Genomic DNA, 18,457 nt, shown 5'->3' with positions numbered 1-18,457 from the left:
CTCGCCCCGGCGGGCCGCGACCGCTTCGGGAGCAGTCGCCGGGGTGCGGGACAATGGGGCCATGACCACGCTCGCCCCCTCGCCCTCGCTGCTCCGCATCGGCCCGCACACCGTGCAGCCGCCGGTGGTCCTCGCGCCCATGGCCGGTATCACCAACGCCCCCTTCCGCACGCTGTGCCGGGAGTTCTCGGGCGGCAAGGGGCTGTTCGTCAGCGAGATGATCACGACGAGGGCCCTGGTCGAGCGCAACGAGAAGACCATGCAGCTCATCCACTTCGACGCGACCGAGACCCCGCGCTCGATCCAGCTCTACGGGGTGGACCCGGACACCGTCGGCAAGGCGGTCAGCATGATCGTCGACGAGAACCTCGCCGACCACATCGACCTCAACTTCGGCTGCCCGGTCCCCAAGGTCACCCGCAAGGGCGGCGGCTCGGCCCTCCCGTACAAGCGGCCGCTGCTGCGCGCGATCCTGCGCGAGGCCGTCTCGCGCGCCGGGGAGCTGCCCGTCACCATCAAGATGCGCAAGGGCATCGACGACGACCACCTCACCTACCTCGACGCCGGCCGGATCGCCGTCGAGGAGGGCGTCACGGCGGTCGCCCTGCACGGCAGGACCACCGCCCAGCACTACGGCGGCACCGCCGACTGGGACGCCATCGCCCGCCTCAAGGAGCACGTCCCGGAGATCCCGGTGCTCGGCAACGGCGACATCTGGTGCGCGGACGACGCCCTGCGCATGATGCGCGAGACCGGCTGCGACGGCGTGGTCGTGGGGCGCGGCTGCCTGGGCCGGCCCTGGCTCTTCGGCGACCTGGTCAGCGCGTTCGAGGGCACGCGGACGCGGCAGGCGCCCACGCTGCGCACCGTCGCCGACGTGATGCTGCGCCACGCGACGCTGCTGGGGGAGTGGATCGGCGACGAGACCCGGGGCGTGATCGACTTCCGCAAGCACGTGGCCTGGTACCTCAAGGGCTTCGCGGTCGGCTCCGAGATGCGCAAGAAGCTGGCGATCACCTCCTCGCTGGAGGAGCTGGGCTCCCAGCTCCAGGAACTGGACCTCGACCAGCCCTGGCCGGACGGCGCCGACGGACCGCGCGGGCGTACCTCGGGCAACAACCGGGTGGCCCTCCCGGACGGCTGGCTGAAGGACCCGTACGACTGCGCGGGCGTGAGCGCCGACGCGGAGCTGGACACCTCCGGGGGCTGAGAAGGGCCGCATACGGGTGGGCACTCGGTGCCCACCCGCACCTCCCCGCATCCCTCGCTCATCTGAGCGCTGAATGGGCCGCTAAATGGCCCTCGGGATCTCGAATCAACGCTCTACGCACACGTATGGCCACGATTGGTTACTCTATGTAAAGGTAAAGGGTACGCGGAGTCACCAAACGGGTGTCCGGATGGTGACATCTGAGCGGCCCCCATGGAGTGATTCTCGCCACCTTGAGAGCTCCAGTGCTCACATGAGCGTGAAATTGGGTGCTGCACTTCTCAAAGGATGGCACTGGGTGCCAGGTGGTCGTACTTTGATCGATCGACACTTCGGTTACTTTCAGCCACTGAATGGCGGATTCCGGTTGGCGCTGAGTCATCCTGCGTACGAGTCCTGAACGCATCGTTCCGAGCGTCCTCCGAACGGCCGACTTTCGATCTGCTGGCGGACGGGTGGTTACAGCCGCACGACGCGCAAGTGGACGTACCCACACACCTTCGATCTGGGTATGTTCCTCGCCGTCAGGGCAGCCACCGCGTCCTCGAGGAGTCGAGACCCGTGTCGGAAAACAAAGATGTGCAGAAGTTCGTCTACGACTTCACCGAGGGCAACAAGGATCTGAAGGACCTGCTCGGCGGGAAGGGGGCCAACCTCGCCGAGATGACCAACCTCGGGCTCCCCGTCCCTCCCGGATTCACCATCACCACCGAGGCGTGCAAGGTCTACCTCGACAGCGGTGAGGAGCCGGCCGCCCTCCGCGACGAGGTGAGTGCGCACCTCGACGCCCTGGAGAAGCGGATGGGCAAGAAGCTCGGCCAGGCCGACGACCCGCTGCTGGTCTCCGTACGCTCCGGCGCCAAGTTCTCGATGCCCGGGATGATGGACACCGTCCTCAACATCGGGCTCTCCGACGCCTCCGTCGTCGGCCTCGCCACCCAGGCCGGTGACGAGCGGTTCGCGTGGGACTCCTACCGCCGGCTGATCCAGATGTTCGGCAAGACCGTGCTCGGCGTCGACGGCGACCTCTTCGAGGAGGCGCTGGAGGAGGCGAAGGCGGCCAAGGGCGTCACCGTCGACGTGGACCTCGACGCGGGCGATCTGAAGAAGCTGGTCAAGCAGTTCAAGAAGATCGTCACGCGCGACGCGGGACGCGACTTCCCGCAGGACGCGCGTGAGCAGATGGACCTGGCCATAAAGGCGGTCTTCGACTCGTGGAACACCGGCCGGGCGAAGCTCTACCGCCGCCAGGAGCGCATCCCCGGCGACCTCGGCACCGCCGTCAACGTCTGCTCGATGGTCTTCGGCAACCTCGGCCCCGACTCCGGTACGGGCGTCGCCTTCACCCGTGACCCGGCCAGCGGCCACCAGGGCGTCTACGGCGACTACCTGCAGAACGCGCAGGGCGAGGACGTCGTCGCGGGCATCCGCAACACCGTGCCGCTCGCCGACCTGGAGGCGATCGACAAGAACTCGTACGACCAGCTGCTCAAGATCATGGAGACGCTGGAGACGCACTACAAGGACCTGTGCGACATCGAGTTCACCATCGAGCGCGGTCACCTGTGGATGCTCCAGACCAGGGTCGGCAAGCGCACCGCCGGTGCCGCCTTCCGCATCGCCACCCAGCTGGTGGACCAGGGGCTGATCGACGAGGCCGAGGCCCTCCAGCGGGTCAACGGCGCCCAGCTCGCGCAGCTGATGTTCCCGCGCTTCGACGACACCGCGAAGACCCGGCGGCTCGGCCGGGGCATCGCCGCCTCGCCCGGTGCCGCGGTCGGCAAGGCGGTCTTCGACTCGTACACCGCCGTCAAGTGGTCCCGGTCCGGCGAGAAGGTCATCCTGATCCGCCGCGAGACCAACCCGGACGACCTGGACGGCATGATCGCCGCCGAGGGCATCCTGACCTCGCGCGGCGGCAAGACCTCGCACGCCGCCGTCGTCGCCCGGGGCATGGGCAAGACCTGTGTCTGCGGCGCCGAGGAGATCGAGGTCGACACCAAGCGCCGGCGCCTGACGGTCGGTGACATCGTCGTGGAGGAGGGCGACGTCGTCTCCGTCGACGGCTCCACCGGCAAGGTGTACCTCGGTGAGGTCCCCGTCGTGCCGTCCCCGGTCGTCGAGTACTTCGAGGGCCGGATGCACGCGGGCGCCGACGACGCCGACGAGCTGGTCGCCGCCGTGCACCGGATCATGGCGTACGCGGACCGGGTGCGCCGGCTGCGGGTGCGGGCCAACGCGGACAGCGCGGAGGACGCCCTGCGCGCCCGCCGTTTCGGGGCCCAGGGCATCGGGCTGTGCCGCACCGAGCACATGTTCCTCGGCGAGCGCCGCGAGATGGTCGAGAAGCTGATCCTCGCCGACACCGACAAGGAGCGCGAGACGGCCCTGGAGAAGCTGCTTCCGCTCCAGAAGGCGGACTTCATCGAGCTGTTCGAGGCGATGGACGGGCTGCCGGTCACCGTACGGCTGCTTGACCCGCCGCTGCACGAGTTCCTGCCCGACATCACCGAGCTCTCGGTACGGGTGGCGCTCGCCGAGGCCCGCAAGGACGCCAACGAGAACGACCTGCGGCTCCTGCAGGCCGTGCACAAGCTGCATGAGCAGAACCCGATGCTCGGGCTGCGCGGGGTCCGGCTCGGCCTGGTCATCCCCGGCCTGTTCGCCATGCAGGTGCGCGCCATCGCCGAGGCGGCCGCCGCCCGCAAGAACGCCAAGGGCGATCCCCGCGCCGAGATCATGATCCCGCTCGTCGGCACGGTCCAGGAGCTGGAGATCGTCCGCGAGGAGGCGGACCGGGTCATCGCCGAGGTGCAGGCCGCCACCGGCACCGACCTCAAGCTGAAGATCGGCACGATGATCGAGCTGCCGCGCGCCGCGCTGACGGCGGCGCAGATCGCGGAGGCGGCGGAGTTCTTCTCGTTCGGCACCAACGACCTGACCCAGACGGTGTGGGGCTTCTCCCGCGACGACGTGGAGGCCTCGTTCTTCACCGCGTACCTGGAGAAGGGAATCTTCGGGGTGTCGCCGTTCGAGACGATCGACAAGGACGGCGTCGGCTCGCTGGTCAAGAACGCCGTCGCGGCCGGCCGGGCCACCCGCCCGGACCTGAAGCTCGGCATCTGCGGGGAGCACGGCGGCGACCCGGAGTCGGTGCACTTCTTCCACGAGGCCGGTCTCGACTACGTCTCCTGCTCGCCGTTCCGCATTCCGGTGGCGCGCCTGGAAGCGGGGCGCGCCGCTGCCGGACCGCGGGGCAGCGACAGCCGCTGACGCGGCGCCGCTCACCCATTCCGCGTCCGCCGCCGGTACACCCCACCCTCACCGAACCGGCGGTGGACGCGGAATTCCGGAGACGGCGGCACCCTGTGCGGGGGTGCCGCCGTCTTGTCATGCGGACGGCGCCCACGCAGGCGCTTGTCATGCTCCGGTAAATGCGATGGCCGGCGTCCATTGCTTCGTTTAATGCGCAAAGAAATCGAGCTGAACGGACCGGGGTGCGGCCCGTGGATCCCCATCCACGGGCCGCACCCGGCTTACCCCCATCGAGTGCGGAGCCGCACCATTGCCAACCGCCGCCGAACGAGCAAAACCCCCCACGGCCTTCACTCGCTCTTCCGGTGGCTCCGGAATCGCACCCGACGACGCACAGCCTTTCGTCCGGCGGCGGGTCGGGGCGAGGCGTTTCACCTCTGGCCGAAACCCCGTGGTGACGTGCTGTTACGATTCGCATACGCTTGCGAGGGGGTAATTGCAGGTGCAAGGGGTGGGAGTTCGGTGCTGCGTATCCATGTCTCCGGATGGGACCTTTCCAGGGTGCGGATGGCCGCCGGGCCGGACGCGCTGTGGGAGACCATTCTCAGCTTTCACCGGCTGAGGGACCGAAGGGCTTCCGCGGTCTTCGGGAAATGGCGCACGGAAACCCGCCCGAGGCTGAGCGGTGAAGTACGTCTGCTGTCCGCGATCGTTCCGCAGCGCGGATATTTTCCCGACTTCCTGACGCCTTCTCAGGAAAACTCCGAACCGCTCGGACTCGACGCCGGAATCGAAGCCGTGCGCGCCACGTCGCCCGAGCGCCTGCGCGCCGAGATAGCCCTGCTGGACGGGCCCGGGCAGCCGGCCGCCCGGCGCACCGCCCGCCGCGCCCGCCTGGAGCCGCTGCGCGAGGGCGGCCCCGAGCCCCTGGGCCGGCTCGTCGGCGCCTTACGGGAATACCACCGCGCCGCCGTCGAGCCGTACTGGCCGCACATCCAGTCCGCCGTCGAGGCCGACCGCGTGGTCCGGGGCCGAGCCCTGCTGGACGGCGGCACCGACGAACTGCTCCACTCGCTCCCACCGGTCATCCGGTGGCGGGCGCCCGTCCTGGAGGCGGACTACCCCGTCGACCGGGACCTCCACCTGGACGGGCGAGGGCTGCTCCTCCAGCCGTCGTACTTCTGCCGGGGCACCCCCGTCGTCCTGCGGGACCCCCTGCTCCCGCCCGTCCTGGTCTACCCGGTCGCCCACCCGGCCGCCCCGGCGTTCGCCGAACCGGGCCCCTGGCTCGGCCGGCTCCTCGGGCAGACCCGCTCCACGGTCCTGCGGGCCATCGGCGACGGCTGCACCACCAGCGAACTGGCCCGGCGCGCCGGGGTCTCGCTCGCCTCGGCCAGCCAGCACGCCTGCGTCCTGCGCGAGGCGGGCCTCGTCCACACCCTGCGGCACGGCGGCTCGGTCCTGCACACCCTGACCCCGCTGGGCGGTTCGCTGCTGAGGGGCGGGGCGCCGCTGGCGGTTTCGTGAGGGGCTTCGTACCCAAGAGATCTGCGGCCGCACCGATGAGTTCCGGGCACCCCCGGCGTCTACCTGTCGAGAAGTGCTCGAAAGATACCGAGAGAGCGAGACGGCCATGCCTCAGATGATCTTCGTGAACCTGCCGGTCAAGGACCTGGAGACGTCCAAGGGCTTCTACGGCAAGCTGGGCTACTCCTTCAACCCGCAGTTCAGCGACGAGCACACCGCCTGCCTCGTCATCAGCGACACGATCTTCGCGATGCTCCTCCAGGAGGAGCGCTTCAAGGACTTCACCAAGAAGGAGATCGCGGACGCCTCGACGTCCACCGAGGTGATCCTCGCCCTCAGCGCCGACACCCGCGAGAAGGTGGACGAGCTGGCCGACGCGGCCCTGGCGAGCGGCGGATCGCCCGCCAACGAGCCGCAGGACCTCGGCTTCATGTACGGCCGGTCCTTCCAGGACCCGGACCACCACATCTGGGAGGTCGTGTGGATGGACCCTTCCGCCGTCGAGGACCAGGGCTGACCTACAGCCCCGCGTACGTCACGCCGGTCAGCTGCTCCGAGGCCACCCACAGCCGCTCGCCCGCCACCTCGTCGCGCGTCCAGCCCGCCCGCCAGGACGGGCCGGGCGCGCCGCGCCAGCCCAGCAGCCGGGGGCCGGTGAACGAGTCGGGGCGCACGCCCGGCGCGGTGGCCGCGTACAGCGTGGGCAGGGCCCCGGCCGACGCGGACTGGGCGACGACGCGGTTGGCGAGGCCCATGACCCGCTCCGCCGCCCTGCGGTTCTCCATCCGGGCGGCCGCCGTCTGGAGGTTGGTCGAGGCGTAACCGGGGTGCGCGGCGGCGGCGACCAGACCGCTGCCGGCCGCCGCGGCCCGCCGGGCCAGCTCGTGGACGAAGAGCAGATTCGCGGTCTTCGAGCGCCCGTAGGCGATCCAGCGGCGGTAGTTCCGTTCGCTGTTGAGGTCGCCCATGTCGATGTCGGCCAGCGCGTGCAGCCCGCTGGAGACGGTCACCACCCTGGCCCCCTCCGTGGCCAGCAGCCTCGGCAGCAGCAGGCCGGTGAGCGCGAAGTGCCCGAGGTGGTTGACGCCGAACTGTGTCTCGAAACCGTCGGCGGTCCGCCCGTACGGCAGGGCCATCACCCCGGCGTTGTTGATCAGCAGGTCGAGCCGGTCCGCCCGGTAGCCGGCGGCGAACTCGCGTACGGAGGACAGGTCGGCCAGATCCAGGGCGGCGAACTCCACGTCCGCGCCGCGCACCGCGTACCGGATGCGGTCCGCCGCCTCCTTGCCGCGCCGTTCGTCACGGCACGCGAGCAGCACCCTGGCCCCGCAGCGGGCCAGTTCGCGGGCGGTGAGCAGCCCGATCCCGCTGTTGGCTCCCGTCACCACGGCCGTGCGGCCGCTCTGGTCGGGTATGTCGCGCGCGCTCCAGCCCTGGGTCATGGATCAAGCGTACGACCGGGGGTGCGGATGGCCGGAAGTGCCCGTTCGGGGGTTCTTCCGGCCACCGGCGCACGAGCGGAGGCGGTCAGTCCGCGCGTACCTCGAAGACCGGTACGGAGACCTCGTCGTCGTCCAGGCAGGCGCCCGTCGCCAGGTCGAAGCGCTGCTTGAGCAGGGGCGACGCGACGAAGGGCTGCCCGCCCTCCGAGCCGACCAGGCCGCGCGAGAGGACGTAGGCGCCGGTGAACGGGTCGCGGTTGTCGATGGCGTACGTCCGTCCCGCCCGGTCCAGGAACAGCGCGACCTGCCGGCCGTCCGGGAGGAGGGCGGCGACCCCGCGGCCCGGGGTCAGCAGCGAGCGGTCGCACACGGTGAGCCAGCCGTCCCCGGCGGCGAGCCGGATGCTGCGGGTGTCCTGCGCGGTCTCCAGCGTCTGCGTGGTCATCAGGAGGCGGTCCCTTCGAGAGTGCGGATGGCGAGAACCGGGCCGGCGAGGATGTCCAGGTCGGGCTTGACCTGGTCGCGTTCCGGGACGAACTTCACCGACGGGTCGGGCGCGTCGGGCGCGTTGACGAAGGTGACGAACCGGCGCAGCCGCTCCGGGTCGTTGATGGTCTCCGCCCACTCGTCGCGGTAGCCGCGGACGTGGTCGGCCATCAGCCGCTCCAGCTCGTCGCAGAGCCCGAGCGAGTCGTGCACGACGACGTCCCGGACGTGCTCCAGGCCGCCCTCGATCCGCTCCAGCCAGGCCGAGGTGCGCTCCAGCCGGTCCGCGGTGCGGATGTAGAACATCAGGAACCGGTCGATCAGCCGGACCAGTTCGGCGTCCGACAGGTCCTGGGCGAGCAGGTCCGCGTGGCGCGGGGTGGCGCCGCCGTTGCCGCCCACGTAGAGGTTCCAGCCGCCGGCCGTGGCGATGATCCCGAAGTCCTTGCCCCGGGCCTCCGCGCACTCCCGGGCGCACCCCGAGACCGCCGACTTCAGCTTGTGCGGGGAGCGCAGGCCCCGGTAGCGCAGCTCCAGGTCGATCGCCATCTTCACGGAGTCCTGCACGCCGTAGCGGCACCAGGTCTGCCCCACACAGGACTTGACCGTGCGCAGCGACTTCCCGTACGCGTGCCCGGACTCGAAGCCCGCGTCGACGAGCCGGGTCCAGATCAGCGGCAGCTGGTCGACGCGGGCGCCGAACAGGTCGATGCGCTGGCCGCCGGTGATCTTGGTGTAGAGCCCGAAGTCGCGGGCCACCTCGCCGATCACGATCAGCTTGTCCGGGGTGATCTCGCCGCCGGGTATGCGCGGCACGATCGAGTACGAGCCGTTGCGCTGGAGGTTGGCCAGGAAGTGGTCGTTGGTGTCCTGGAGGGCCGCCTGCTCGCCGTCCAGGACGTAGCCGCTCGCGCCGACCGTCGGGGCCAGCGAGGCGATGACCGAGCCGACGGCCGGCTTGCACACCTCGCAGCCGTCGCCGCCGCGCGCCTCCTCCCGTCCGTGCGAGTCCAGCAGGTCCGCGTACGAGGTGATCCCCAGGGTGCGGACGATCTCGTACAGCTCGCTGCGGGTGTACGCGAAGCAGCCGCACAGACCCGCGTCCTGGCTCTGCGGGAGCAGCTGGCCGATCACCTTGACGCAACTGCCGCAACCGGTGCCCGCCTTGGTGCACTTCTTCACCTCGGACAGCGTGGTGTGCTCGCAGATCGCGCCCTTGCTGACGTTGTGGCAGGAGCAGATCACCGCCTCGTCGGGCAGCGAGGAGGGGCCCAGCGCGACCGGGCCGCCCGCGCCCGCCGGGAGAACCAGCTGCTCCGGGGCGACCGGCAGCACGCTGCCGGTCATCGGGCGCAGCGTGCCGTACTGGTCGGCGTCGCCCACCAGCACCCCGCCCAGCAGGGTGCCGTCCGCCGCCATCACCAGCTTCTTGTAGACGCCGGAGCGGGCGTCCGAATACACGACGTCCAGGCAGCCATCGACGGTGCCGTGCGCGTCGCCGAACGAGGCCACGTCCACACCGAGCAGCTTCAGCTTCGTCGACAGGTCGGCGCCGGTGAACGCGGCCTCCTCGCCGGTGATCACCTCGGCGGCCGTGAGCGCCATCTCGTACCCGGGCGCCACCAGCCCGTACACCCGGCCGTCGGAGGCGAGCGCGCACTCCCCGATGGCGAAGACCGCCGGGTCGGAGGTCCGGCACTCCTCGTCCACGACGATCCCGCCGCGCTCCCCGACCGCCAGACCGCAGTCCCGGGCCAGCTGGTCGCGGGGGCGCACCCCGGCCGAGAACACCACCAGGTCCGTGGCCAGCGAGGAACCGTCGGAGAGCGCCATCCCGGTCACCGCGCCGTCCTCGCCCGAGATCACCTCCTGCGTGCCGACCCCGGTGTGGACGCTCAGGCCCATGTCCTCGATGGTGCGCAGCAGCGCAGCGCCCCCGCCCTCGTCGACCTGGACGGGCATCAGCCGGGGCGCGAACTCCACCACGTGCGTCTCCAGGCCGAGGCCCTTCAGCGCACCCGCCGCCTCCAGGCCGAGCAGCCCGCCGCCGACCACCGCGCCGGTCGTCGCGTCCTTCGCGTACTCCTCGATGGCGAGCAGGTCCTCGATCGTCCGGTAGACGAAGCAGCCGGTGCTGTCCTTGCCGGGGACCGGCGGCACGAACGGGTAGGACCCGGTCGCCAGCACCAGCGTGTCGTACGCGAAGACCTCCCCGGACCGCGCGGTGACCGTGCGGGCCGTGCGGTCCACGGACACCGCCGGGTCACCGATCCGCAGCTCGAAGCCGTGCCGCTCCATGAAGCCGGGCTCCACCAGCGACAGGTCGTCCGGGGTCTTCCCCGCGAAGTACGAGGTCAGCTGGACCCGGTCGTAGGCGGCGCGGGGCTCCTCGCACAGGACGACGACCCGGGCGGTGCCGGCGGCGCCGGTCAGCCCGCGCTCGGCCAGGGCCTCCAGGAAACGCTGGCCGACCATCCCGTGCCCGACGACCACGAGGGCCGGCACGGCGGCGGGGGAGGTGGGGGTGGTCGGGGGAGTGGACACCGGCATCTCGGGGCCTCCGTCGTCGGTGAGCAGTTTCGGCAGGGCCACAGGCGCCGGGCCTGTGTGCTCATGACGGAAAGCGTGTCCCGGCGGTGTTACCCGGCCGGTTCCCCGCTGTTTCCCGGGAGGAACCTTGCGCTCAGCACCCGCCGCGCGGACCTGTGAGGGCCCGGAAACGGCCCGTGGGCTGCGGGAACCTCAGGCTTGGCTCAACTTTCCCGCTGCGGCACCGCGACGGTTGGACGGTGCGTGCGTCCGCTCCATAGGGTCTGGACCATGCCGGACATAACCCTGACCACCCTCGTCGTGCTGTGCCTCGCCGCCGCCGCGGCCGGCTGGGTCGACGCGGTGGTCGGCGGCGGCGGGCTGCTCCTGCTGCCCGCGCTGCTGCTCGGCCTGCCGCACCTGCCGGCCGCGCAGATCCTCGGCACCAACAAGGCGGTCGCCATCGTCGGCACCTCGGGCGCCGCCGTCACCTACGCGCGCAAGGCGCCGGTGAAGGTCGGTACCGCAGTCCGGATCGGGCTCGCGGCCCTGGCCGGATCGATGACCGGCGCGTTCTTCGCCGCCGGGATCAGCAGCGAGGTGCTGCGCCCGGTGATCATGGTGGTGCTGCTCGCGGTCGCCGCGTTCGTGATGCTGCGGCCCCAGTTCGGCCGGGCGCCCGGGGACGGCGTCCCGCCCGGGGTCACGCGTGCCCGCATGGTCACCGCGATCGTTCTGGTGGGCGGCGGCATCGGCCTGTACGACGGGCTGTTCGGCCCCGGTACGGGCACCTTCCTGGTGCTCGCCCTGACCGCCGTGCTCCACCTGGACCTGGTCACCGCGTCCGCCACCGCGAAGATCGTCAACGTCTGCACCAACGCCGGGGCGCTCGCGATGTTCGCCCACCAGGGCAACGTGCTGTGGCAGTTGGCGGCCCTGATGGCGGTGTTCAACCTGGCGGGCGGTCTGCTGGGCGCGCGGATGGCGCTGCGCAAGGGCAGCGAGTTCGTACGCGGGGTGCTGCTGGTGGTCGTGTTCTCCCTGGTCGCGAAGCTCGCGTTCGACCAGTGGCACGCCTGATCGGAGCTTCAGCGCACGCTCGTGAGGTGGGCGTACGCCACCACGTTCCCCCGGTAGCCCGTCGCCTCCGAGTACCCGCCGCCGCAGGTGATCAGCCGCAGCGAGGCGTGGTCGGACGCGCCGTAGACCCGCTGGTCGGGGAAGTCGTCGTTCTCGTACACCTCGATCGCGTCGAGGGTGAAGACGGCGGTACGGCCGTCCTGCCGGTCCACCTCGACGGTGCTGCCCTTCTTCAGTGAGCCCAGGTCGTAGAAGACGGACGGGCCCTCGGCGTTGTCGACATGTCCGGCGACGATCGCGGTGCCCTCGGTGCCGGGCGGCGTGCCGTCCTTGTACCAGCCGACGATGTCGGTGTTCCCGGCCGGTGGTACGTCCAGGCTGCCGTCGGCCCCGAGTCCGAGCCGCATCATCGGCGCGTCCACCCGGATGGCGGGAATCCGGATGCGTACGGGCGCGGAGGGGCGCAGCGGCTCGGCGACCGGCGAGCCGGGCAGCAGGGCGGGCCCGGCGGCGAACGCCTGGGCTGCGGCCGGTCCGGGCGGGGTGAGGCGGGCGCCCGCGCCGCTCTGGATCAGCCAGACACCGGCCAGCGCCACGACGACGAGCAGCCAGCCCTTGGCCTTCTGGGACACGGTCGTCCTCCGGGGTGCGGAAGAAGGGGAAACGGTCCCGTCCCGGTGGCGCGGGGCCACCGGGACGGACACCGGGCGGTACGGAGGGGTGGATGCCTCCGTCAGCCGGCGTCCCGCGTGCCGCTCGCCCGGCGACGCAGGAGCCAGGCTCCGCCGACGGCGGCAGCGGCGAGTACGCCGGCTCCCGCCGCGATCTGGGTGGTGTCCGGGCCGACGCTGCCGCCGACTCCGGTCTTCACGTGCCCGGTGGGGGCGGTGGGCGCGGCCGAGGTGCGGTGGCCCGAGGGCTCGCGCTGACCGGACCCGGTCTCGCCGCGGCCGGGCGCGGTCGTGTGGCCGGACGGGGCGGGGCGCTCGGTGGGCGTCGTGCGGCCCGCATCCGAGGGCGCGTCCGGTACGAGGGCGGAGCCGGCGGCCTCGGCGTCGAGGCCCTCCGTGTCCTCGTCGCCGTCCAGGCCGTCCAGGTCGGAGAAGTCGTACTCGGGGGAGTCGGTGGCCCCGGCGGGGTCGCCGGTGCCGGCTTCCGCGTCGCGAGAGGAGCCGGCGGCCTTCACCTCGATCTCACCGGTGGCCTTCTTGCCGTTCGCGCAGTCCACACCGATGCCGTACGAGCCGGGCGCGACGCCGCCAGGCACCCGGAAGGAGCCGGCCAGGGTCTCTTCGAGGGAGGCGGGCACCAGCGGGAACTCCGGGGCGTCCAGAGCGCTGGCGTCACCCGTGGCGCTGCCGTCGCTGCCGCAGGCGGTGGTGTCCACGGTGACCGTGGCGCCCGGGGCGGCGCTCGCGGGAGTGATCCGCAGGGATGCCGGCCCCTCCCCGTACGCGGACGGGGCGGCGGCGCTGAGGCCGAGCGCGGCGGCGGCGAGGGCCGCGGCAGCGGTGCCGGTCACGAGTCGGGCAGGACGGCGCATGGGGTTTCCTCCGGACCTGGGGCGCTGGCGGGTGTGTCCTGGCTCCGAGCCAACAGCCGGACCGCTCCCCATGCCTGCTGACACCAAGTCAGCTCTCACTCGTTCGACCCGGCGCGGCGTCCTTGCCAAACCAAATCTCCGCAGGTCAGTGCGGTGGCGGCAGCCGGGGCGCGCGACCCGCGGCACCCCGGTGCCGTTCGGGTGACGGGCCCGTCGCTGCATGTGATGTACATCACATGCGTGAGGCGGCGCTGGGCGGGAACACGCACCACAACCCCCCACGGGACGGTGTGCACAGCCGCCCCCGGCCGCCGCCCCCTCCGGATCTACCCCCCTGGGTCCGAAGGGGGCGGACTGCGTCAGGGGCGCCGCGGCGCGGTGGCCGACCACTCGATGGCCGGGGGCCGGACGCGGGCGCAGCGCGGTCGCCCCTCGGCGTCCGAGAGCGGAAGCCGGGCGGTGAGATTTCCGGAGCGCACGGCCGCCGCCAGGACGGCCGGGTCGACGTCGGCGAACATCAGCTTCGCCCGCCGGAACATCGAGAAGAGACCGTCCTCGTCGACCGTGCCCCAGGACAGGTAGACGAAGCACCCGCCGAGCCGGTTCTGCACGTACGGCCCCCGGACCACGGCCCCGTCCTCGGTCGCGGCGGCCGTGCACTCCAGGGTCCAGCGGGCCTCCGGCGCGTCACCGGGGGTCGGGCCGAGGAGTTCGCCGGGGCGGTCCTTGCGCTGGACGCCGATGTGGACGTTCTCGTAGCCGGGGAAGCCGGGCCCGGCCGGGCAGACGCGGCCGGGCAGGCGCGAACCCTCGATGTGGACGATCAGGGAAGTCTCCATGGGGTCAGACCGCCTCGTCCGGAGCCGCCTCGTACGTCGCCGTCAGCCGCTTCATCAGCTCTTCGTCGACTGCGAACGCGGTGTCGCCGATCCGGGCGACCGGGGCCAGGCCCTGCGAGTTGGTGAGGAAGGCCGACCGGTAGGCGCCGAGCCCGTCCAGGGTGACCGTCCGGCACACCGACTCCAGGCCGGCGCCCGGCAGCTCCCGTTCCAGGATGCCCATGGTGATGCCTGGCAGCGCCGGTGCCTGCGGCCAGATGACCGCGGCGCCGTCCCAGAAGCCGATGTTGGCGATCGTCCCCTCGGCCACGGAGCCGTCGGGCAGGGTCAGCAGCGCGTCGTCGAAACCGGAACGGCGGGCCAGGAGCGCGTAGTAGGTCTGGCCGAACTCGCCGGGGCGCTTGAGGTGCGGGGCGGTCCGTGCGTAGGGGACCGGCATCAGGCTCCTGGGCTCGGGCGACATCCGGGCCGGCCCGCCCACCGTGACCATGACGGTGACCGCGGGGTTCCCGAGCGGCGGGTACGCGTACACCCGCACCGAGGCGTCCGCCGCGCCCGCGCTCTCCAGCGCGTGCCGGATCAGCCCGCGCACCAGGCCGCCGTCCAGGGGGAGTTCGAACAGCTCCCGGTTCGCCGAGTCCAGCCGGGCCAGATGCAGATCCAGCCCGCGCACCCGGCCCTCGCGGACCTGCATCGCCGTGAAGTGCCCGAAGTTGACGAGGAGCGCCCGGCGCAGATCGTCCTCGGTGGCGGGCCGGCCGTCGAACTCGGCGTACGGAAGGGCTGCCGCTGCTGGAGTCGTCATACGGCCACGGTATGCGGCCGCCTCCGCCCGGCAGGAGGTGCGTTCCCTGTCGCGCTTGACCTCAACCATGGTTGACGTAAGAACGTCTTCGGCATGGACCTCATCACCGCGGAATCCACCGCCACCGCCATGACCGAAACCGCTCCCCTGAAGGTGGCCGTCATCCTCGCGAGCAACCGCGAGGGCCGGTTCGCCCCCGTCATCGCCGACTGGTTCCTCGCCCACGCCGACGGACATCCGGCGCTCGAGACCGAAATCGTCGACGTCGCCGCCCTGGACCTGCCCACCGCCCTCGCGTACCGGCTGGAACCAGGCCCCCGCGAGCTGCTGGCCGACGTCTCAGCGCGGCTGGACGGGGCGGACGCCTTCGTCGTCGTCACCCCCGAGTACAACCACTCCTACCCGGCGCCGCTGAAGAACCTCATCGACTGGCACCGCGCCGAGTGGCAGGCCAAACCGGTCGCGTTCGTCTCGTACGGCGGGGTCTCCGGCGGGCTGCGCGCGGTCGAGCACCTGCGGCAGGTCTTCGCCGAACTGCACACCGTGTCGATCCGCGACACCGTCTCCTTCCACAACGCGGGCGCCCAGTTCGACGACGGGGGCAGGCACCGCGACCCGGCCGGTCCGGACGCCGCCGTGAAGACGATGCTCGACCAGCTCGTCTGGTGGGGCCGGGCGCTGCGGGACGCGAAGAGGGCCCATCCGTACGGCGGCTGATGGCGCGGCGGGAGGCGGCGGTCCACAATCGGGGGGAACCGCCGACCGCTGCGAGGAGACGCCCAGGTGACGACGGAGCCGGCATGGCTGACCGTACTGACCACGACGGACAGCGAGGAGAAGGCCAGGGAGCTGGCGCGGGGACTGGTCGAGGCGAGGCTCGCCGCCTGCGTACAGATCTCCGCGCCCGTCACCTCGGTCTACCGCTGGCAGAACGCCATCGAGGCCACCGAGGAGTGGCAGCTGTTCTGCAAGACGACGGCCGAGCGCTACGACGAACTGGAGGCCCATCTCCAGGAGGCGCACGACTACGACACCCCGGAGATCATCGCCCTGCCGGTCCTCCGGGGCAGCGCGCGCTATCTGGGCTGGGTCTCGGCCGAGACGGCCCCGGTCACCTCGGTCTGAGGGCCGGGGCCCCGGTCAGCGGGAGGCCGCCGCCAGCGCGTCGGCGACTCCCCGCTCCCGGGGCCCCAGGAAGTGCGGGTCCGGCTCGAACAGGGCGTCGAGCGCCGCCTTCCCCGCCGCGAACACCTCCCGCGCGCCGCCGTAGTACCAGGTGACGTCGTGCTCGGCGTCCACCCCGACGCCGTACGCGTCGATCCCCGCCTCCCGGCACAGCGCGATGGCCCGGCGGATGTGGAACCCCTGGCTCACCAGCACCGCCCGGTCCACGCCGAAGATCTTCTTCGCCCGCACGCACGAGTCCCAGGTGTCGAACCCCGCGAAGTCGCTGACGATCCGGTCGTCCGGCACGCCCTTCCCGACCAGGAACGTCCGCATCGCGTCCGGCTCGTCGTACTCCTCACGGCTGTTGTCCCCGGTCACCAGGACGACCTTCACCCGGAACCTTCGGGGGCGCCCCGGCTTTCGAGGTGGGGAAGGACCGGACGCCTGTCGGAGCAGGGCGAAAGACCACCCACCTGATCGGGTAGGCTGCCCGATGTACGGTGCGAGAACCAAGCTCCGTACGCGTGCCGGTCGAGAACCAAGACGGCACATGCACCACCGAGCTTTGCCGTTCCAAACCGGGCAGGTTTCGTCCCGGCTGGTGTTGATCGCATAAGACCTGTCGGGTCGCTGACCCGCAGGCGGCGTGAGCCAGGAATCCCCTGCTTCAGCTGGGGGAGGATTCAACTTGCCGTCCCGGTAGAGGCGAGGCGCGCGGCCGGTCGCCGTTCGGCGGTCCGGCCCCCGCTCTCCTGGACGATCCGACGGCCGAAAGGGTTCTCCACCCGGCCCGCGCGGTCCACGTACGATCGGGCGATGTCGCTCCCACGGTTGATCGCCTCCGATCTCGACGGCACCCTCCTGCGCGGTGACGGCTCGCTCTCGCCCCGCACCCTGCGCGCCCTGCGCACGGCCGAGGAAGCCGGGGCGGAAATCGTCATCGTGACCGCCCGGCCGCCGCGATTCGTGGACCGGCTGGCCGAGGCCACGGGGCTCGTCGGCACGGCGGTGTGCAGCAACGGCGCGCTGATCTACGACATCGCGAGCCGCAGCGTCGTCTCCTCCCAGGTGCTGCCCCTGACCATCGCCCGGCAGGTCGCCACCGCACTCGCCGCCGCCGTGCCCGGCGTCGGTTTCGCCCTGGAGACCGGCAACCAGGTGTTCTACGAACCGGCCTACCGGCTGCGCCTGTCCGAGGACGCGGGCGCCGAACTCCCCGTGGCCTCCCTCGCCGAGCTGTGGCTCACCGAAGCCCCCGTCACCAAGCTGCTCGCCTGGTCGGAGCAGCTCGACGCGGACACCCTGCTGGCCGCCGCCCGCCAAGGGGCCGGCGACACCGTCCAGCTGACCCACTCCGGCGGGCGCGGGCTGCTGGAGATCAGCGCGCCGGGCGTCACCAAGGCCGGCGCGCTCGCGGTGCTGTGCGCGGACCGGGGCATCGAGGCGGCGGACGTCATCGCGTTCGGGGACATGCCCAACGACCTCACCGTCCTCGCCTGGGCCGGTACGGGCTACGCCATGGCCAACGCCCACCCGGCGGTGCTGGCCGCCGTGCCGGCGCACGCCCGGACCAACGAGGAGGACGGGGTGGCGCGGGTCATCGAGCGCCTGTTCGCGACGCGGGAGCGCGCTGAGGGCGCCGCACCGGAGGTCTCCGCCTGACGGCCCCCGCCCTTCCCCCGTGAGGCCGCGGAAAACCCCCGTGACCGGCGTGCAACGCCCCGGCAACGTGCGTCCGCCACCATCGGCCCATGCACCGCATCCGGCACCTTCCCCCGCCCGGCCACGCGAACCGCCCGGCGCCCGCCGCCCCCGCCCTGGTCGCCGTGGCCCACGGCAGCCGGGACCCGCGCGCCCCGCACGCCGTGGCCGCCCTGCTGGACCGGGTGCGCGAGCTGCGCCCAGGGCTTGACGTCCGCCTCGGGCACATCGAGCTCAACGCACCGCTCCTGCCGGACACCCTGCACGCCCTCGGTGCCGGCGACGCCGTCCTCGTACCGCTGCTGCTCGGGCGCGGGTACCACGTCAAGCACGACATCCCCGCGTCCGTCGCGGACGCCCCTGCCCTGCGCGCCCGGGTCGCGGGCCCCCTCGGGCCGCACCCGCTGCTGGTGGAGGCGCTGCACGACCGGCTCACCGAGGCCGGCTGGCACGCCTCGGACCGGGAGAACCGCGACAGCGCCGTGGTGCTGGCCGCCGCCGGGTCGCGGGACCCCGAATCGGCCGCCGACACCCGGCGTACCGCACGGCTCCTCGGGGAACGGCTCGGCGGCGTGCCCGTGGTGCCCGCGTACGCGTCCGCCGCCTCGCCCACCGTGCCCGCCGCCGTGCGCGCGCTCGCAGCCCGGGGCCACCACCGGATCGCCGTCGCCTCGTACTTCACCGCACCCGGCCGCTTCGCCTCGGCGGCCGCCGCCCACGCACCCTGGATCGCCGCCGCCCCGCTCGGCGCCCACCCCGCGATGGCCCGGCTGATCCTGCACCGCTACGACCGGGCGCGCGCGGCCGGCGCAGCCGCGTACGACATACCCATGAACACACGTTTTCCGGCCTCCGCCTGACCCGTCCTGTCGG

General features: G+C 72.0%; 17 protein-coding genes. 9 read left to right on the top strand and 8 right to left on the bottom strand.

Annotated elements, in window-relative coordinates:
- The first annotated feature begins 61 nt into the window (after nucleotides 1-61).
- From dusB to OG242_RS08980, 4 genes are all read left to right on the top strand, one after another.
- Nucleotides 62-1,210, top strand: a complete 1,149-nt coding sequence (dusB, locus tag OG242_RS08995; protein WP_405897640.1) for a tRNA dihydrouridine synthase DusB — start codon at nucleotides 62-64, stop codon at nucleotides 1,208-1,210.
- A 561-nt stretch (nucleotides 1,211-1,771) separates the two neighbouring features.
- Entirely contained in the window at nucleotides 1,772-4,483 is a 2,712-nt protein-coding gene (gene ppdK / locus OG242_RS08990) for a pyruvate, phosphate dikinase (protein ID WP_405897639.1), read from the top strand.
- A 504-nt stretch (nucleotides 4,484-4,987) separates the two neighbouring features.
- Nucleotides 4,988-5,992: an ArsR/SmtB family transcription factor gene (locus OG242_RS08985; RefSeq protein WP_405897638.1), complete on the top strand. Its 1,005-nt coding sequence runs from the start codon at nucleotides 4,988-4,990 to the stop codon at nucleotides 5,990-5,992.
- A 106-nt stretch (nucleotides 5,993-6,098) separates the two neighbouring features.
- A complete protein-coding gene (locus tag OG242_RS08980; protein ID WP_405897637.1) occupies nucleotides 6,099-6,509 on the top strand; it encodes a VOC family protein in 411 nt (136 codons plus the stop codon).
- Nucleotide 6,510: 1 nt separating this feature from the next.
- Here OG242_RS08980 and OG242_RS08975 read toward each other — a convergent pair whose 3' ends face one another.
- The 3 genes from OG242_RS08975 to nirB all read right to left on the bottom strand — a co-directional run bounded on the left by OG242_RS08975 (nucleotide 6,511) and on the right by nirB (nucleotide 10,470).
- Complete coding sequence (locus tag OG242_RS08975; RefSeq protein ID WP_405897636.1) at nucleotides 6,511-7,434, bottom strand: oxidoreductase; 924 nt, start codon at nucleotides 7,432-7,434, stop codon at nucleotides 6,511-6,513.
- Nucleotides 7,435-7,519: 85 nt separating this feature from the next.
- Entirely contained in the window at nucleotides 7,520-7,879 is a 360-nt protein-coding gene (nirD, locus tag OG242_RS08970) for a nitrite reductase small subunit NirD (protein ID WP_405897635.1), read from the bottom strand.
- Nucleotides 7,879-10,470 carry a nitrite reductase large subunit NirB gene (gene nirB / locus OG242_RS08965; protein WP_405901559.1) on the bottom strand — a complete coding sequence of 864 codons (2,592 nt, stop codon included), beginning with the start codon at nucleotides 10,468-10,470 and terminating at the stop codon, nucleotides 7,879-7,881. The genes nirD and nirB overlap by 1 nt, the downstream gene beginning before the upstream one ends.
- 270 nt (nucleotides 10,471-10,740) lie before the next feature.
- Here nirB and OG242_RS08960 point away from each other — a divergent pair, with 270 nt between their 5' ends.
- Nucleotides 10,741-11,529 (top strand): sulfite exporter TauE/SafE family protein, encoded by a 789-nt coding sequence (locus OG242_RS08960; protein ID WP_405897634.1) that lies wholly within the window; start codon nucleotides 10,741-10,743, stop codon nucleotides 11,527-11,529.
- A gap of 8 nt (nucleotides 11,530-11,537) precedes the next feature.
- Here OG242_RS08960 and OG242_RS08955 read toward each other — a convergent pair whose 3' ends face one another.
- From OG242_RS08955 to OG242_RS08940, 4 genes are all read right to left on the bottom strand, one after another.
- Nucleotides 11,538-12,161 carry a class F sortase gene (locus OG242_RS08955; RefSeq protein ID WP_405897633.1) on the bottom strand — a complete coding sequence of 208 codons (624 nt, stop codon included), beginning with the start codon at nucleotides 12,159-12,161 and terminating at the stop codon, nucleotides 11,538-11,540.
- Nucleotides 12,162-12,262: 101 nt separating this feature from the next.
- Entirely contained in the window at nucleotides 12,263-13,051 is a 789-nt protein-coding gene (locus OG242_RS08950) for a hypothetical protein (protein WP_405901558.1), read from the bottom strand.
- Nucleotides 13,052-13,431: 380 nt separating this feature from the next.
- Nucleotides 13,432-13,911, bottom strand: a complete 480-nt coding sequence (locus tag OG242_RS08945) for a DUF5990 family protein (protein ID WP_405897632.1) — start codon at nucleotides 13,909-13,911, stop codon at nucleotides 13,432-13,434.
- A 4-nt stretch (nucleotides 13,912-13,915) separates the two neighbouring features.
- Entirely contained in the window at nucleotides 13,916-14,716 is an 801-nt protein-coding gene (locus tag OG242_RS08940) for an aminotransferase class IV (protein WP_405897631.1), read from the bottom strand.
- Between the two features lie 93 nt (nucleotides 14,717-14,809).
- Between OG242_RS08940 and OG242_RS08935 the strand changes: the two genes are divergently transcribed.
- Nucleotides 14,810-15,433, top strand: a complete 624-nt coding sequence (locus OG242_RS08935; RefSeq protein ID WP_405897630.1) for an NADPH-dependent FMN reductase — start codon at nucleotides 14,810-14,812, stop codon at nucleotides 15,431-15,433.
- 66 nt (nucleotides 15,434-15,499) lie between these two features.
- Nucleotides 15,500-15,841 carry a divalent-cation tolerance protein CutA gene (gene cutA, locus OG242_RS08930; protein ID WP_405897629.1) on the top strand — a complete coding sequence of 114 codons (342 nt, stop codon included), beginning with the start codon at nucleotides 15,500-15,502 and terminating at the stop codon, nucleotides 15,839-15,841.
- 15 nt (nucleotides 15,842-15,856) lie between these two features.
- Here the strand turns inward: cutA and OG242_RS08925 are convergent, their stop codons facing one another.
- A complete protein-coding gene (locus OG242_RS08925) occupies nucleotides 15,857-16,435 on the bottom strand; it encodes a vancomycin high temperature exclusion protein (protein ID WP_405897628.1) in 579 nt (192 codons plus the stop codon).
- A 279-nt stretch (nucleotides 16,436-16,714) separates the two neighbouring features.
- Here OG242_RS08925 and OG242_RS08920 point away from each other — a divergent pair, with 279 nt between their 5' ends.
- Together OG242_RS08920 and OG242_RS08915 are read left to right on the top strand one after the other, a co-directional pair.
- Entirely contained in the window at nucleotides 16,715-17,545 is an 831-nt protein-coding gene (locus OG242_RS08920) for a Cof-type HAD-IIB family hydrolase (protein WP_405901557.1), read from the top strand.
- An 89-nt stretch (nucleotides 17,546-17,634) separates the two neighbouring features.
- Nucleotides 17,635-18,444, top strand: coding sequence for a sirohydrochlorin chelatase (locus tag OG242_RS08915; protein WP_405897627.1), 810 nt, complete (start codon nucleotides 17,635-17,637; stop codon nucleotides 18,442-18,444).
- Nucleotides 18,445-18,457: the final 13 nt, after the last annotated feature.

It is taken from the genome of Streptomyces sp. NBC_00727, from assembly GCF_045161745.1.
GTDB lineage: Bacteria > Actinomycetota > Actinomycetes > Streptomycetales > Streptomycetaceae > Streptomyces.
This window is presented reverse-complemented; position numbering and strand designations above follow the sequence as displayed.

Coding starts and splice junctions, on each gene's coding strand:
- dusB (WP_405897640.1), top strand. CDS start 62: ATGACCACGCTCGCCCCCTCGCCCTCGCTGCTCCGCATCGGCCCGCAC.
- OG242_RS08980 (WP_405897637.1), top strand. CDS start 6,099: ATGCCTCAGATGATCTTCGTGAACCTGCCGGTCAAGGACCTGGAGACG.
- OG242_RS08975 (WP_405897636.1), bottom strand. CDS start 7,434: ATGACCCAGGGCTGGAGCGCGCGCGACATACCCGACCAGAGCGGCCGC.
- nirD (WP_405897635.1), bottom strand. CDS start 7,879: ATGACCACGCAGACGCTGGAGACCGCGCAGGACACCCGCAGCATCCGG.
- nirB (WP_405901559.1), bottom strand. CDS start 10,470: ATGCCGGTGTCCACTCCCCCGACCACCCCCACCTCCCCCGCCGCCGTG.
- OG242_RS08960 (WP_405897634.1), top strand. CDS start 10,741: ATGCCGGACATAACCCTGACCACCCTCGTCGTGCTGTGCCTCGCCGCC.
- OG242_RS08945 (WP_405897632.1), bottom strand. CDS start 13,911: ATGGAGACTTCCCTGATCGTCCACATCGAGGGTTCGCGCCTGCCCGGC.
- OG242_RS08940 (WP_405897631.1), bottom strand. CDS start 14,716: ATGACGACTCCAGCAGCGGCAGCCCTTCCGTACGCCGAGTTCGACGGC.
- OG242_RS08935 (WP_405897630.1), top strand. CDS start 14,810: ATGGACCTCATCACCGCGGAATCCACCGCCACCGCCATGACCGAAACC.
- OG242_RS08925 (WP_405897628.1), bottom strand. CDS start 16,435: ATGTGCCGTCTTGGTTCTCGACCGGCACGCGTACGGAGCTTGGTTCTC.
- OG242_RS08915 (WP_405897627.1), top strand. CDS start 17,635: ATGCACCGCATCCGGCACCTTCCCCCGCCCGGCCACGCGAACCGCCCG.